Origin of the sequence: Sphingomonas sp. Leaf230, assembly GCF_001421745.1 — a bacterium.
GTDB lineage: Bacteria > Pseudomonadota > Alphaproteobacteria > Sphingomonadales > Sphingomonadaceae > Sphingomonas.
In genome coordinates, this window is record NZ_LMKW01000001.1 from 672,444 (window position 1) to 687,651 (window position 15,208).

Below are 15,208 nucleotides of genomic sequence, written 5' to 3' on the forward strand. Positions count from 1 at the left end.
ATTCGCGGGGATCTCCGCTATCCGCGCTCGCTCCTCTTATCCAACGCTCTCATTTTTCGTCATCCCGGCGAACGCCGGGACCCATGGTTGCGGTTTGGGTGGTGGTTGCACGCTATCGCCGGGTACGCCGTGTCCATGGGTCCCGGCGTCCGCCGGGATGACGGAGGGAGAGGGTGCTAACCACCCGACCCGCCCCAATCTCCGAAATTATTCCCCTTCCGCGAGCGGAAGGGGCTAGGGGAGGGGATGATGACGAACACCCCGTACCAAACTCTCTTGCTCCTTTCGCAAGCTGGAGCCCAGAAGTGACTCCCCCAGCACGCACCCAGGCCGCGATCGAACTCCTCGACCAGATCATCGCCGCCGCCCGCGAGTCCGGCGCCGCCGCCGACACGCTGATCGCCCGCTACTTCGCCACCCGCCGCTACGCCGGCTCGAAGGACCGCCGCGCGGTCCGCGAACTCGTCTACGCCGCGATCCGCAAGGCCGGAGACCGCCCCGAGAACGGCCGCACCGCGATGCTGCTCGTCGCCGACGCCGATCCGGAAGTCGCTGCGACCTTCGACGGCTCCACTCACGCGCCCGCCCCGATCGCCAAGGACGAACCCCGCGCCCGTGCCGGCGTCGCGCCACAGTGGCTGAGCAAGGCCCTCCGCGCTTCAGGCCTCGACGGCGCCGCCCTTACAGATTTAGCTGGCCGCGCCACGCTCGATCTGCGCGTCAACACGCTGATCTCCGACCGCGCGACCGTCCTCGCAGCACTTCCCGAAGCGGAAGCCACCCCCCACGCCCCAGACGGTATCCGCCTCCCCACAGGCACCAACGTCGAAGCGCTCCCGCTCTTCAACGAAGGCGCGCTCGAGGTGCAGGACGAAGGCAGCCAGCTCGTCGGCCTAGCGATGCAGGCGAAGCCCGGCGAACGCATCGTCGATCTCTGCGCGGGCGCCGGCGGCAAGACGCTCGCGCTCGCGGCGACGATGAAGAACGAAGGCGTGATCCTCGCCTGCGACACCGACCGCAACCGCCTCGCACGCCTCGCCCCCCGCGCGACGCGCGCCGGCGCGACGATCGTCGAGAGCCGCCTGCTCAACCCGACGCGCGAGATCGAGGCGCTCAGCGAATGGGCGGGCCGCGCAGACGGCGTGCTCGTCGACGCCCCATGCTCGGGCACCGGCACATGGCGGCGCAACCCGGAGGCGCGCTGGCGGCTCACCCCCGACCGCGTCTCGCGTCTGCAATCGACGCAGCAGCAGGTGCTCTCCGTCGCAGCCACGCTGGTCAAGCCCGGCGGCGCGCTCGTCTACATCGTCTGCTCGCTGCTCGACCCCGAAGGAACGGACCAAGTCACCTGGTTCCTGAACGCGCATCCCGGCTGGACGACCGAGCCCCTGACGCTCCCCGCCGGCGCGAAGCACGGCCACGGCGTCCGCCTCGAACCCGGCCGCGACGGTACCGACGGCTTTTTTGTCGCGCGCCTCCGGGCTGCGTGCTAGCCAGCCGACCTATGGCTAAACTCATGGCCAAACCTGTATCCCCCCTGGAGACGATGATGCGTTTTTCGTCCGTTGCCCTTGCCGCCGCGCTGACCGTCGTATGCGTGTCGACGTCGCTTAGCGGGCAACGCCCCGACGCCCAGATCGACGCCCGCTCGATGCAGTTGCTGGCGCAAGGGCGTTCGTTGATGACGGCCGGCAACCTCGACGGCGCGACGGATGTGCTCGAAACGTCTGTGGCGGTCGATCCGCGCAACCGTGCGGCGTTCCTGCTGCTGGCACGCGTCGCAGAAACGCGTGACCTGCCAGGCAAGGCGATCCGCCTGTACCGCGAGGCCCTGCTGCTGGAGCCGAACGACGTCGCCGCATTGAAGGGGCAGGGCGAGGCATTGGTCGCCAAGGGCGCCGTGGTCCGCGCGAAGGACAATCTCGTGAAGATCCGTACGCTTTGTAAGGGTGTCTGCCCGGAAGCGACACAACTCGCGGCGGTGATCGCGAAAGGTCCGCCGATCGCGACGGCGCAGGTCGAGAAAACGCCGGTCGCCGCCAAAGACTAACAGGCCCCCCTCCCTGAAAGGGAGGGGTTGGGGGTGGGTAGCCCCGCTCGTGTCACTGCCGTCACCTCATACGGAAGCCGACCCACCCCCGGCCCCTCCCTTTCAGGGAGGGGAGAAGATCAGTGGGTCTCTCGAGCCAACGCAGTGAAGTCGGCAACCGAAAGCGTCTCCGCCCGCCGCGTGGCCTCAACCCCGATCCGCTCCAGCGCATCGAGCGCCCCCGGCACACCCTTGAGACTCTGCCGCAACATCTTCCGCCGCTGCCCGAACGCCGCGCCCGTCAGTCGCTCCAGAACCGCAAAGTTCACCCCCTCCGGCGCTTCGACCGGCGTGAGATGCACCACCGCAGACATAACCTTCGGCGGCGGCGTGAACGCCGACCGGTGCACCGGCATCGCGATCCGAGCAGTCGAGCGCCACTGCGCCAGCACTGCGAGCCGCCCATAATGATCGTCATTGGTCTTCGCGACGATCCGCTCGGCGACTTCCTTCTGGAACATCAGCGTGCACGACTGCCACCACGGCAGCCACGACGTCGACAGCCACCCCACCAGCAGCGCCGTGCCGATATTATACGGCAGGTTCGACACGATGTGCGGCTTGCCCTCGAACAGCGCAGGCGCATCGACCTCCATCGCGTCGCCCTCGATGACCCGCAGCCGCCCCGGATACGCCTCGCCAAGCTCTGCCAAGGCCGGAATACACCGCCGATCGCGCTCGATTGCCGTAACCCGAGCCCCCGCCGCGAGCAGCGCCCGCGTCAGGCCACCCGGGCCAGGCCCCACTTCGAGCACCTCGGCATCCTGAAGGTCACCCGGCACCGCCGCGATCCGCTTGAGCAACTGCCCATCGAACAGAAAGTTCTGCCCAAGCGCCTTGCTCGCATTCAGCCCATAGCGCGCGATCACCTCGCGCAGCGGGGGAAGCTCCGTCACTGCAGCCTCGCTCACGACTGGGCAGCGGTCTGCGCGCGCCGGTCCGTCGCTTCACCGGCCATCGCGATCGCCGCGATCATCGCACCGGGCTCGGCCAGATTCTTGCCCGCGATCGCGAACGCCGTGCCATGATCGGGCGAGGTCCGCACGATCGGCAGGCCCAGCGTCATGTTCACGCCCTCGTCGAAATGGATCGTCTTCAACGGCACCAGCGCCTGATCGTGATAGCAACACATCACGACATCGTAGGTCGCCCGCGCCCGCGGATGGAACATCGTGTCCGCGGCAAACGGCCCGGTCGCATCGATGCCTTCTTCGCGCAGTATCGCGATCGCCGGCGCGATGATCTCGATTTCCTCGCGGCCAAGCGCACCCTGCTCACCGGCATGCGGATTGAAACCGGCAAAGGCGAGCCGCGGGTTCTCGATCCCGAAGTTCCGCAGCAGACCGCGGGCAGTCGCGCGAGCCTTGGCGACGATCAGGTCGACCGTGAGCAAAGCCGAAACGTCCTTCAACGGCACGTGAGTCGTGATCGGCACCACCTTCAGCGACGGTCCCGCGAGCATCATCACAGCATTATCGCCCGCAACCCCGTAGCGCTCGGCTACGAACTCGGTCTGCCCCGGATGCGTGAAGCCGATCGCGTACAGCTGCGACTTCGATACGGGCCCGGTCACCAGCGCGCGCGCCGCGCCGGTACGAACGAGACCGACCGCCAGCTCAAGCGAATGCAGTGCACAGCGCGCGCCGTCCGCATCGGGCTCACCCGGTACGATTGCGCCCGCATCTCCCACGGTCAGCACCGGCAATGCTTCGCCAAACACCGCTGCCGCCGCGCTTAGATCCGCAATCCGTGCGATCGGGCCGGCCCAGACCCGCTCGATTGCCCGCGCATCGCCGACCGCGACGAACGGCGGCAAGGCGTGCGTCTCGCGCGCATCCCAAGCCTTGGCGATGATCTCGGGCCCGATCCCGGCAGGATCGCCCATCGATACCGCCAGCGGCGAGATGCGGCTCACGATCCAATCACCGATATTCGACCACGGCATCGCGCCGCAGATCGCGCAGCTTCTGCTGGGCGCGCAGATTGACGCGCTGCTGCTCGAGCTGACCCTGGATCTGCTCCGAGTTCGGCACCGAACCGCCCGCCGCCTCGTCGCGACCGCACAGCACCAGCGCGCGAACGCCCTGTTCCGCCGACCCGAACGGCGGACTCGACTCGCCGACCTGGAGCTTCAGCATCACTTCCTGGAGCTGCGGCGGCAGGTCGCGGATCCGGACGGTGTCGTTGTCGACCACGTCCGCACCGATCCCGGCAGCAACCTTCTCGACGGTACCACAGCCACGCAATTCCTGCGTGGCCTTGGCAAACGCCTGCGCACGCGCGGAGGCCTGTGCCTGGTTGGTGTTCGGCGGGAAACGCAACGTCAGCTGCTTCAGGCTGAGCTTCGCATCACGCGGATCGGCCGTCAGCACCTGCCGTTTGTCGGTCAGGTACAGGATCGAATAGCCGCCGGAGACCTCGATAGGTCCAGCCACCTGGCCGACCTGCATCGTCGTAGCCGCCTCAGCCAACTGCCCCGGCAAAGTCGCCGCTCGGATCCAGCCAAGATCGCCACCGACCGCGCGCGTCGACGCCTCGGAGAACTGCCGCGCGTAATATTCGAACGGCTGCGCGCCCTTCTGGATCTCCTGCAGGATCTGCTTGGCGTTCGCATAGACCTGCTGGCTGTTCGCCGGGGTCGCCGCGAGATAGATTTCCTTGAGGTTGAACTCGTCGGTGCCCTTGGCCGCCTGGAGACGATCGATGATCGACTTCACCTCTTCGTCGCCGACGTTGACGAACGGCTCGACGCGGCGACGCAGATAACGCTGCCAGGCGAGCTCACCCTCGATCTGGCGCTTCAGCGACCGCTCGGACGATCCCGATTCGCGCAGATAGGCGCGCATCGCGACCGGCGTACGATTGAAGCGCTTCGATACGCCGTCATAGCTCTGCGTCAGCTCGGCAGGGGTAATCGTGATGTCGGCGGTCTTCGCTTCCTGGATCTGGAGCGTCTCGTCGATCAACTGGCGCAGGACCTGCAGCTTCAGCCGCTCGCGATCTTCGGGCGACAGCTTCGCCTCGTTCGCCATTGCCACTAGGGCGACGCGCTGGTCGACGTCGGTGCCGGTGATGACCGTGTCGTTGACGATCGCGGTCGGCTTGCGGACGTTGGGGTCGACCTTGCCGAAGATCTGTAGATTGGTCGGGATATCGAGACCGGTATTGTCCGGCACGCTCTGGTCCTGGACGGTCTGCCCCGGAGCCGAGGGCGCTGGCTGGGCCTGGGCCGGCTGGGCCTGAACCGGCTGGGTCGGCGCAGGTCGCGCGCCGCGCTTGCCCTGCGCGGCCTTGGGAGGCACCGCCTGGGCGATCGCGCCCGCCGCCAGCGCAGCCAGGACCACAGAACCGATCACACGGCCGCCACGCGCCGCCAGTCGAACATCATGCTTCAAGTGTCGGTATCCCATCATCGCACGCCGTAATCCGCACCGTCATTGCCATGGCGGCGCATATCCGGCGACGTTTGCCTCAAAGTAGCTGAACGCGGGCTTAGCGGCCGAGGTTGGTGAAGGCCAGCGTCAACAGGAAGCTGTTGCCCTTACGCGCGTCGCCGGTGTCGTTGTACGTCCGCCGCCACGTTCCGCCGAGACGCAGGCAGTCGTCCTCATACTGCACGCCCAGCCGGTGGCGGATCGGCGTGAAGCCATCGCTGCGGGACAGAGGATCTTCCGATGCGTTGGTCAGATCGACCACGCCCGAACCGAACGCCGACCAGAACCGCGCGAACTGCACTCGGCCTGCAACGCGGACTTCCTCGCGATCGCGCAGATCCTCGATCGAGGCATCGATGTTGCGGTTGAGCTTGAGATACCCGACCAGCACATAGGTCGCGCGCGAGCCGATCGTGGCGTCGAGCTCGTTGCGGCGGATCGCGAAGCCATCCTTGTCGAGCCGGTAGCGATGGACGATCGAGACGAAATCGCGGAACCGGAGTTCGCTGCGCCCGACGATGTCGGAGAATCGATCGCTGAGCCCGGTACCGTCGGGCAGGATCGTCGGCCGCTTGTCGACACGATAGCTCTGGCCGACGTTGGTGGTGAACGCGATTCCCGGTAAATCGAGCGCCCATTCGCCACCATAGGTGACACGCGACGAATCCTCGAACCGATCATAGCCGGCGAACCGGTTAAGCGAGAACAGGTTGGTGTCGTCCAGGTCGACGGCGCGCGAATCCTCGTTCGGCAACGAAAGATTGGCGACCTTCGGTGCCGCGACGAACTGCACCTGCGGCGTAAAACGCTGCGTACCGCCCAGGAACGTGCCGATGAACGGCCACTTCACGTCGACCGCAGCCGCACCGATGGCGCGCTGGCGGAAGCCGCCGAACCCGCGATAGGTCGGATTGATCGTCGCATCGATCTCGTTGCTATTGTACAGGTCGCCCCGCGCGAACGCGGTGAAGGTGACCTCCTGACCCCAGTTCGTGAAGCGGCGCAAATCCCATTGCAGGCTCGCGAACGCGCGCTGCGTGTCCTGGCCATCGGTGCGGGTCAGCGCGACCGTGTTCAGCTGGAGCTGGAACCGGCCACCGACGAGGCCATCGTCGAACCGCTTGCGATAATCGATCTCGGGCAGCGCGATCGGCTGTTGCCCCTGGCTGTCCGCCACGCGCAGGGTCTGTGCGTACCAGCCGCTCAGCGAGAAATAGCTGCTGTCGTCGATCCGCTCCAGGCTCGCGGTGGTGCGCAACCGGTCGTCGCGCGAAATGTCGTAGCGGCGCAGGAACGTGCGGTCGGTCGTCAGGCGCAGCGACCCGCTCGTGGTCCAGTTCGGCGTCAGCTGATAGCGCGCCATCCCGTCGATATAGCCGCGGAACGCCATGCTGGTGTCGGTCGGGGTGGCGGTCGTCAGGTCGTCACTGCGCCGGCTTTCGGTCGCGTAGGCGCGTACCTTGAACGCGCCCTTCGAGTTGAGTGCGGAATAATCGACCTGCGCCATCGGCAGCACGCTGCTGTAGATGTGCGGCGTGATGACCAGCCCCTGGTTCGGTGCGAGCTTCCAGTAATAGGGGACGCTGACTTCGACGCCGTTGACGCGGCTATACCCGCCATTCGGCGAAAGCAGGCCACTGTCGCTGCCGCCACCGACCGGGTTCGAGAATTCGGGAAGCGGCAGGCTGGGCAGGCCAAACAGGTGCAGCCGGGCACCCTTGTAGAAGATGCGCTTCCGCTCGGGGCGATAGGTGACGCGGACCGCGGTGATCTTCCACGTCGGCTCCTTGGGACAACCGGCGGTGTTGGTGACGCTGCACGGCGTGTAGGCGGCGGTCTTCAAATTGACCGTGCCGTCGGCGTCGCGCGTGCCCTGCTTCGCCGCAAGCCGTCCGCCCTGTTCGAGCACGACGAGCATGTTGTCGACCACGCCGTCCTTCAGCGAATCGGTCAGGTTGATCTCGTCGCCATACGCGATGTCGCCTTCGGGATTGGTGACGGCGATGTTGCCGGTCGCGACGACCTTCCCGGTCTTGCGGTTCCACACGACCTTGTCGGCGCGCAACCGGCTGCCCTGGCGGAACATACGGACTTCACCCGTCGCGGTGACGATATCGGTGTTGGTGTTGTATTCCAGCGCGGTCGAGCTGAACTGTACCTGGTCGTCGGCCGGCGTCGTGGTCGACGCATTGGCGACGGGCGGGTCCTGCACCGGGGGCGCGACCGGGCGGTTCTGGAAGTCCTGGGCCTGGGCAGGCGCAGCCGCGATCCCGGTCGCCAACGCGAGCGAAAGGGCGCAACCCGTCAAAAGGTCGATACGCAACACGATCCGAACCAACCCCTTTGGCACTCGGCAGCCGTTTGCCGCCATATCGCTCGCCTATCGCATCACCGGCGCTTCCCTGCAATCGCCGTGAGATGACACGCCGCCACCTTGCTTTGCCGTACCCGCGGCATCAACTTATGGGGTACGCACATCCGTTCAAAAGCTTCCCGAGGTTTCTTCATGCAGATCGTCTTCGCCCCGACCGTTCCGGCCAACGCCCCGATCCTCGCCGTCCCCGTCGCGAAGGACGGCTTGGCGCAGATCAAGTGGAGCGCGATCGGCGGCGATGGCGAGGCAGTGGCGACCAGCGCAGCGACTGCGGCACGCTTTGCGGGTGAAGCAGGGGCGGTCGTTGAGCTGTTCGTGCCGGTCGACGGCGCGGTTCGGCAGGTCCTGCTCGTCGGAGTCGGCGCCGGCGAGATCGCTGATTGGGAAAAGGCCGGCGGTGCGATCACCGCGCGCCTGCTGACCTCGGGCGCGACGTCGGTCATCGCCGACCTGTCGGCCGGCGCCACGCCGACGCCTAAGGCCGCCGCGCACTTCGCCGCTGCCGCCGCTCAGCGCGCATGGCGCTACGACACGTACCGCACCAAGCTCGCCGAGAAGTCTAAGCCGACGCTGACCGAGATCACCATCGCCGGCGCGCCCGAAGGCACCGACGCTGCTTGGGCCGAGCAGGCGGCCGTCACCAGTGGTCTCGACCTGACCCGCTGGCTGGTCACCTCGCCGCCGAACGTCGTCTACCCTGAGAGCTTCGTCGAGAAGGTGACGAAGGACGTCGAGGGTCTCGGGCTCGAGATCACCGTGCTCGACGAGGCACAAATGACCGAGCTCGGCATGGGCTCGCTGCTCGGCGTCAGCCAGGGTTCGCGCCGTGAAGCCCGCATCCTCGCGCTCAAGTGGAGCGGGGCAGGGGCCGACGCGCCGACGCTCGCGTTCGTCGGCAAGGGCGTGACGTTCGATTCGGGCGGCATCTCGATCAAGCCTGGCGCGGGCATGGAAGACATGAAGTGGGATATGGGCGGGGCAGGCGCCGTCGCCGGCGCGATGAAGGCGCTGGCGAGCCGCAAGGCGAAGGCGAACGTCGTCGGCGTTATGGGCCTGGTCGAGAACATGCCCGACGGCGCTGCGCTGCGTCCGAGCGACGTCATCACCTCGATGTCGGGCCAGACGATCGAAGTGCTCAACACCGACGCCGAGGGTCGTCTCGTGCTGTGCGATTGCGTCACCTGGGTACAGCAGGCGCACAAGCCGACCACGATCGTCGATCTCGCCACGCTCACGGGTGCGATGATCGTCGCGCTCGGCACCGAGAATGGCGGCATCTTCGCGAACGACGACGCACTCGCCGACCAGCTGATCGCGGCGGGCAAGACCACCGGCGACACGCTCTGGCGCTTTCCGCTGTCGCCCGCGTACGACAAGCTGATCGACTCGCCGATCGCCGACATGAAGAATGTCGGCCCCCGCGGCGCCGGCTCGATCACCGCCGCACAGTTCATCAAGCGCTTCGTCGACGAAGGCGTGAAGTGGGCGCATCTCGACATCGCCGGGATGGTCTGGTCGGACAAGCCGGGGACGAACCACGACAAGGGCGCAACCGGCTACGGCGTCCGCCTGCTCGACCAGTTCGTAGCGGACAACTTCGAGGTCTGAGGCCATGAATTCCCCTCCCGCTTGCGGGAGGGGTTAGGGGAGGGGCTAACCGCGAGCGGTATCGAGCGAGGCAAAGCCCTCCCCCGGCCCCTCCCGCAAGCGGAAGGGGAGTAAGTATGCAGGTCGATTTCTACCACCTAACCAGCCCCCTCGACCGCGTCCTCCCACGCATCGCCGAGCGCGTCGTCCAAACCGGCGGCCGCCTACTGATCGTCGCCGAACCCGAAGAACAGCGTGTCGCGCTCGACCGTCTCCTCTGGTCCTACGCTCCCGAGAGCTTCCTCCCCCACGCCCAGGCCGGCAGCAACGATGATGCCGCACAACCCATTCTAATCGCTCAGGATATTCAGGAAACCGCCCCCGCCAATACCGCCCGCAACGTCGCGGTGGTAGACGGACGTTGGCGTGACCTTATCCTAACCTTTGACCGTGCCTTCCACATCTTCGACGACGAAGCCATCCGCGAATCCCGCCTAGCCTGGAAGGCGCTCGCCGACCGCGACGGCATCGAACGCCGCTACTGGAAGCAGAACGACTCCGGCCGCTGGGAACAGGCCGCATAGGTTGCTTTAGCCGCGTCCCCCGCCTAAGCGCCGCGCATCCGATTACCGTCAACACAGGAGCCCGTGACCATCATGGCCGCGAACCGTACCTTTTCGATCATCAAGCCCGACGCAACCCGCCGCAACCTGACCGGTGCGGTCACCAAGATGCTCGAGGAAGCCGGCCTGCGCGTCGTCGCCTCGAAGCGCATCCAGATGACCCGCGAGCAGGCCGAAGGCTTCTACGCGGTCCACAAGGAGCGTCCGTTCTTCGGCGAGCTCGTCTCGTTCATGATCTCCGGCCCTGTCGTCGTCCAGGTATTGGAAGGCGAGAACGCGATGCAGCGCAACCGCGACATCATGGGCGCCACCAACCCCGCCAACGCTGACGCCGGCACGATCCGCAAGGAACTCGCCGAGTCGATCGAAGCCAACTCGGTCCACGGTTCGGATTCGGACGAGAACGCCGAGATTGAGATCGCCTACTTCTTCAAGCCCGAAGAAATCGTCGGCTGATGACTTGGCGGATGCGACGGGCCGGGCCGGGCGATGCGCCCGCGCTATCGCTCGTCGCATCCGCCACGTTCCTCGATACGTATGCGACCGTGCTGTCAGGCGCCGACATCGTCGCCCACTGCACGATAAAGAACAGCATCGCCGCGTTCGAGACCTGGCTGGGCGATCCCGCGACGATCGTGACGCTGGCCGAGTACGAGCCCGGCAACGCGCCGATCGGCTACACGGTGTTGACCGCGCCGGACTTCCCGATCGAGCCCGGCCCCGCGGACATCGAACTCCGCCGCATCTATCTTATGAAGCAGGCTCAGGGCTCTGGGCTGGGTGCTGCGCTATTGGCCCGCGCACTCGAAGACGCCGTAGCGGCGAGCCGAACCCGCGTCCTGCTAGGCGTATGGGACCAGAACACCCGCGCCCGAGCCTTCTATGAACGGCAAGGATTTGAGGTGATCGGCGCCCGCCAGTTCATGGTCGGCACCACCCTCCACGACGACCCGGTCTACGCGCGAGCGGTGTAAATTCCCCCGGCGAAGGCGCCGTACCTCATAGCAGCGCTACCACCCCGGCGAAGGCCGGGGCCCAATTGGAAAGGTCGCAGTAACAGAACGCTGCCCTCCATTAGCAACGTTCCCCAATTGGACCCCGGCCTCCGCCGGGGTGGTGCCGTTTAGAGGTAGGCAATCACGCCGCCGGCTTCTCTTTCGCCCAGATCGCATCAAGCTTCGCCTGATCGCCACCACGCTGCCGAACCCGCAAGCCCTCAAGCTTCAGCGCGCGACCGCGCAGCATCCGCCCCTTGGTCTTCCAGATCACATTGTAGATCCCGCTAGCGGTCCGCGTCGTATCCCCGTCGAAATACTGCACGCTGACCAGCACCGGCAGCCGCCCCGCACGATCGTCCGACCCACCATCGGTAAGCTTCAGCAACGGCCCCGAGAACCACGACGCATCGATGACCGGTTCCGCCGGAGGCCGCCGCGCCGCGACGCCCAGAGACCGCGGAAACGTGATCGTCACGTCCTGAAGGTCATGCCGCGCATCCTTCAGCAACAGCGTGTTGCCGCCATCCTGCACGATCGCCGACAGATCGATCTTCGTCCGCTCCCGCGCCGCACTCGACTGAGCCGCGATCTTGTCGGCCTCGTTCGCACGGTGATCCGACCAGTTGGTCCACAGCGTCAGCGCCGCGATCAGCACGCCCGCAACGGCCACGACCTCGGCCAGCGTCACCCAACGCCGCCGCGTCGCCGCAGCCTCGCGCCGTTCGGTCGGAGTCTCAGTGCTCATCGCCCACCAGCCTCCAGCAGCCGGGCAGGGGCCGCCAGTTCCCAACTCCGCGCGATCCTGTCTTCGACCAGCGCCCAGTCCGGATCACCGGCAACGTTCATCCCGACCCAACCAGTCGCGCCAAGATACGCCGGCCGCGAATACACGGCCGGGTTCGCCTCGACGAGCGTCGTCTGTTCATCGGTGCCGCTGGTCTTCACGCACACCATGGTCAATCCATCGCCGTGATGATCCGCCCGGAACTGCGCGAACTGCCTGTCGGCCACGAAGAAGGTCGGCTGACCGTGTGACACCTTCTCCTCAGTCTCCGGCAGCGCCAAAGCCGCCGCGCGAACGCGGTCGAGAGAGGGCAGATCAGTCATCGCGTCACGAACTCCGCCAAGATCTTAGGGTACAACGCATGTTCCGCCACCAGCACGCGATCGGCAAGCGCATCCGCATCGTCGCCGGGAAGGATCGGCACCTCGGCCTGCCCCAGCACCACGCCGCCATCGAGCTCCTCGGTCACGACATGCACCGAGCACCCACCGACAGCATCGCCCGCCGCGATCGCCCGCGCATGCGTATCGAGGCCCTTGTACTTGGGCAGCAGCGACGGATGGATATTGACGATCCGGTCTCGCCACGCCGCCACGAACCCATCCGACAGCAACCGCATATACCCGGCGAGCGCGACGACCTCGACGCCGGCCTCGCGCAACGCCGCATCGATCGCCGCCTCGTAGGCCGGCTTCCCCAGACCCTTCGGCGAGAGCGCGAACGTTGCCACGCCCTCAGCGCGGGCCCATTCGAGCCCGGCCGCCTCCGGCTTGTCGGACGCTACCAATGCGATCTCGTACGGGCACGCCGCCGCGCGTGACGCGCCGACCAGCGCCATCATGTTCGATCCGCGCCCGGAGATCAGCACGCCGACGCGCGTCTTCTCAGCCATGCGTCGCGGTCCAGTCCTCGCGCGCGCTCCAGGTGCCCGCCGATCCGCGCACCGTGCAGCCATGCGACCCGGCCTCGATCCGCCCGATCGTGAATACGGTCTCGTGCGCTGCTTCGAGCGCCGCGGTCACCGCGTCGGCCTCGTCGGCACTCACGATCACGACCATGCCGATCCCGCAGTTGAACGTCCGCGCCATCTCCTCCGGCTCGATCGCGCCCTGCGCCTGCAGGAACGCCATCAACCGCGACTGCTCCCACGCATCCGCATCGACCACCGCATGGACGCCGTCGGGCAGCACGCGCGGAATATTCTCGAGCAGGCCTCCGCCGGTGATGTGCGCCAGTCCCTTGATCTTCTGCTCGCGCAGCAACGGCAGCAGGCTCGCGACGTAGATGCGAGTCGGCGCCATCAGGTGATCGATCAGCAACTTGTCCTGGTCGAACAGCGCGGGCCGATCGAGCTTCCACCCGCGATCCGTCGCCAGCCTGCGAACCAGCGAGAACCCGTTCGAATGCACGCCCGACGACGCCAGCCCGAGCATCACGTCGCCCGCGGCGATCTCGCGCCCGGTCAGCACGTTGGTCCGCTCGACCGCGCCGACGCAGAAGCCCGCCAGATCGTAATCGCCATCGGCATACATGCCCGGCATCTCGGCGGTCTCGCCCCCGATCAGCGCGCAGCCGGCGGTCTTGCACCCTTCCGCAATCGACGCCACGACGCGCTCGGCGACCGCTGCATCAAGCTTCCCGCTCGCATAATAATCGAGGAAGAACAGCGGCTCGGCGCCCTGAACGATCAGGTCGTTGACGCACATCGCGACGAGATCGACGCCGACCCCCTCATGCCGATCCCACTCGATCGCCAGCTTCAGCTTGGTGCCGACGCCATCGTTCGCCGCGACCAGCAGAGGATCGACGAACCCCGCTGCCTTCAGGTCGAACATCCCGCCGAAGCCGCCGAGATCGGCGTCCGCCCCCGGCCGCCGCGTCGAGCGCGCGAGTGGGGCGATCGCACGCACCAGCGCGTTGCCCGCGGCGATCGAAACGCCCGCCTGAGCGTAGGTGTAAGGGCCCGAAGCGGGAGCGGCGGAGTCTGGCGTATCGGTCATGATCGGTGCTGCTAGCCACATCGCGCTTGGATTTCCACGTCTGCTTCGCCAAAAGGCCCGCGTGACGCGTATCCGTACCCTTCCCACCGCGCTTGCTGGTGCCGCGCTATTGTTGAGCGGCGGAGCCGTGCTCGCGCAGATTGAGGGCGGCAGCCGAGGCGCGGCTCCGGTCGACAGCGGCAGCGCCTACGAGGTGAGCGGCGTCACGGTCGACGTAGCCGGCAAGACCGCCGACGCTGCGCGCTACGGCGGCTGGCGGCTCGCGCAACGCAAGGCCTGGGTGCAATTGTCGAACCGACTGGGCGGCGGTGGTGGCCTCGTCTCCGACGGAACCCTCGATTCGCTGGTCTCGGGTATCGTCGTCGAGAACGAGCAGATCGGCCCGCAGCGTTACATCGCCAAGCTCGGCGTGCTGTTCGATCGCGGCCGGGCCGGATCGATCCTCGGCATCTCGACCTATGCCGATCGCTCGCAGCCGATGCTCGTCATCCCTGTCCAATATTCGGGCGGAGTCGGCCAGGCGTTCGAGCAGAGCACCCAGTGGCAGCAGGCTTGGGCGCGCTATCGCACCGGCAACAGCAGCATCGACTATGTCCGCCCGTCAGGCTCCGGCCCCGATGCGCTCCTGCTCAACGTTGGCCAGACGCAGCGCCCGGGCCGCGGTTGGTGGCGGACGATCCTCGACCAATATGGCGCGAGCGACGTGCTCACCCCCGTCGTGAAGCTCTATCGGCAATGGCCCGGCGGCCCGGTGATCGGCGTGTTCGAAGCGCGCCACGGCCCCGACAACGACCTGATCGGCAGCTTCACGCTACGAGTCGGCACGCCCGATGGCATCGCGCAATTGCTCGACACCGGCGTGAAGCGGATCGACGACCTGTACCAGCAGGCACGCCGCAATGGCTCGCTCCGAGTCGACTACAGCCTCTCGCCACCGCCGCCGCCCGAAGCCGCGGTGATCGACGACCTGCCCATCGACGAGACCGCCGACGCCAATACCGCCGTCCTTACGGGTGGCGCTGGTATCTCGATCATCGTCCAGTTCGATACGCCGGCCGCAGCAAACGTGTCCTCGACCGAAGCCGCACTCCGCGCGATCCCCGGCGTCCGCTCGGCGGCCACCACCAGTCTCGCGCTCGGCGGTGTCTCGCTGATGCGCGTCGCCTATGACGGCGACCCGGCCGCACTGAAAACCGCGCTCGAAGCTCGCGGCTATCAGGTATTCGGCTCCGGCCAGACGATCCGCATCCGCCGGGTCGCCCAACTTCTTCCGCCGGACTTGCCCGCGGACAATGCGACGACAGGGTGAGCGCGACCAA

15 protein-coding genes are annotated in these 15,208 nt (G+C 66.9%); 7 read left to right on the forward strand and 8 right to left on the reverse strand.

All coding sequences use genetic code 11. The features are described 5' to 3' along the window. Positions 1-305 precede the first annotated feature (305 nt). Together ASE82_RS03045 and ASE82_RS03050 are read left to right on the forward strand one after the other, a co-directional pair. The gene (locus ASE82_RS03045) at positions 306-1,493 is read left to right on the forward strand and encodes an RsmB/NOP family class I SAM-dependent RNA methyltransferase (protein WP_056058688.1); all 1,188 of its coding nucleotides are present in this window, start codon (positions 306-308) and stop codon (positions 1,491-1,493) included. Between the two features lie 56 nt (positions 1,494-1,549). Next, the gene (locus ASE82_RS03050; protein ID WP_175518035.1) at positions 1,550-2,050 is read left to right on the forward strand and encodes a tetratricopeptide repeat protein; all 501 of its coding nucleotides are present in this window, start codon (positions 1,550-1,552) and stop codon (positions 2,048-2,050) included. A 119-nt stretch (positions 2,051-2,169) separates the two neighbouring features. Here the strand turns inward: ASE82_RS03050 and rsmA are convergent, their stop codons facing one another. The 4 genes from rsmA to ASE82_RS03070 all read right to left on the reverse strand — a co-directional run bounded on the left by rsmA (position 2,170) and on the right by ASE82_RS03070 (position 7,894). Next, a complete protein-coding gene (rsmA, locus tag ASE82_RS03055; protein WP_056059582.1) occupies positions 2,170-2,985 on the reverse strand; it encodes a 16S rRNA (adenine(1518)-N(6)/adenine(1519)-N(6))-dimethyltransferase RsmA in 816 nt (271 codons plus the stop codon). An 11-nt stretch (positions 2,986-2,996) separates the two neighbouring features. Next, complete coding sequence (pdxA, locus tag ASE82_RS03060) at positions 2,997-4,034, reverse strand: 4-hydroxythreonine-4-phosphate dehydrogenase PdxA (protein ID WP_082441047.1); 1,038 nt, start codon at positions 4,032-4,034, stop codon at positions 2,997-2,999. Next, positions 4,012-5,502, reverse strand: a complete 1,491-nt coding sequence (locus ASE82_RS03065; RefSeq protein WP_435368523.1) for a peptidylprolyl isomerase — start codon at positions 5,500-5,502, stop codon at positions 4,012-4,014. The genes pdxA and ASE82_RS03065 overlap by 23 nt, the downstream gene beginning before the upstream one ends. 79 nt (positions 5,503-5,581) lie before the next feature. Next, positions 5,582-7,894: an LPS-assembly protein LptD gene (locus ASE82_RS03070; protein ID WP_156348731.1), complete on the reverse strand. Its 2,313-nt coding sequence runs from the start codon at positions 7,892-7,894 to the stop codon at positions 5,582-5,584. 135 nt (positions 7,895-8,029) lie between these two features. Between ASE82_RS03070 and ASE82_RS03075 the strand changes: the two genes are divergently transcribed. The 4 genes from ASE82_RS03075 (at position 8,030) to ASE82_RS03090 (ending at position 11,081) form a co-directional block, all read left to right on the forward strand. Continuing rightward, the gene (locus ASE82_RS03075; RefSeq protein WP_056058694.1) at positions 8,030-9,505 is read left to right on the forward strand and encodes a leucyl aminopeptidase; all 1,476 of its coding nucleotides are present in this window, start codon (positions 8,030-8,032) and stop codon (positions 9,503-9,505) included. 116 nt (positions 9,506-9,621) lie between these two features. Next, positions 9,622-10,068, forward strand: a complete 447-nt coding sequence (locus ASE82_RS03080) for a DNA polymerase III subunit chi (RefSeq protein ID WP_056058696.1) — start codon at positions 9,622-9,624, stop codon at positions 10,066-10,068. Between the two features lie 72 nt (positions 10,069-10,140). Beyond that, positions 10,141-10,563 (forward strand): nucleoside-diphosphate kinase, encoded by a 423-nt coding sequence (gene ndk / locus ASE82_RS03085; protein WP_056058698.1) that lies wholly within the window; start codon positions 10,141-10,143, stop codon positions 10,561-10,563. Beyond that, positions 10,563-11,081 carry a GNAT family N-acetyltransferase gene (locus tag ASE82_RS03090; protein ID WP_056058701.1) on the forward strand — a complete coding sequence of 173 codons (519 nt, stop codon included), beginning with the start codon at positions 10,563-10,565 and terminating at the stop codon, positions 11,079-11,081. The genes ndk and ASE82_RS03090 overlap by 1 nt, the downstream gene beginning before the upstream one ends. Positions 11,082-11,244: 163 nt before the next feature. On the opposite strand, the gene ASE82_RS03095 is transcribed toward ASE82_RS03090, so the two are convergent. The 4 genes from ASE82_RS03095 to purM are packed head-to-tail and all read right to left on the reverse strand — an operon-like array spanning position 11,245 to position 13,889. Further along, complete coding sequence (locus ASE82_RS03095) at positions 11,245-11,850, reverse strand: hypothetical protein (RefSeq protein ID WP_056058704.1); 606 nt, start codon at positions 11,848-11,850, stop codon at positions 11,245-11,247. Beyond that, complete coding sequence (locus ASE82_RS03100; RefSeq protein WP_056058707.1) at positions 11,847-12,212, reverse strand: MmcQ/YjbR family DNA-binding protein; 366 nt, start codon at positions 12,210-12,212, stop codon at positions 11,847-11,849. Before ASE82_RS03100 ends, ASE82_RS03095 begins: the two co-directional genes overlap by 4 nt. Next, the gene (gene purN, locus ASE82_RS03105) at positions 12,209-12,781 is read right to left on the reverse strand and encodes a phosphoribosylglycinamide formyltransferase (RefSeq protein ID WP_056058710.1); all 573 of its coding nucleotides are present in this window, start codon (positions 12,779-12,781) and stop codon (positions 12,209-12,211) included. The genes ASE82_RS03100 and purN overlap by 4 nt, the downstream gene beginning before the upstream one ends. Further along, positions 12,774-13,889, reverse strand: coding sequence for a phosphoribosylformylglycinamidine cyclo-ligase (purM, locus tag ASE82_RS03110; RefSeq protein ID WP_056058713.1), 1,116 nt, complete (start codon positions 13,887-13,889; stop codon positions 12,774-12,776). Before purM ends, purN begins: the two co-directional genes overlap by 8 nt. Between purM and ASE82_RS03115 the strand changes: the two genes are divergently transcribed. After that, positions 13,888-15,198: a heavy-metal-associated domain-containing protein gene (locus ASE82_RS03115; RefSeq protein WP_435368522.1), complete on the forward strand. Its 1,311-nt coding sequence runs from the start codon at positions 13,888-13,890 to the stop codon at positions 15,196-15,198. The genes purM and ASE82_RS03115 overlap by 2 nt on opposite strands. Positions 15,199-15,208: the final 10 nt, after the last annotated feature.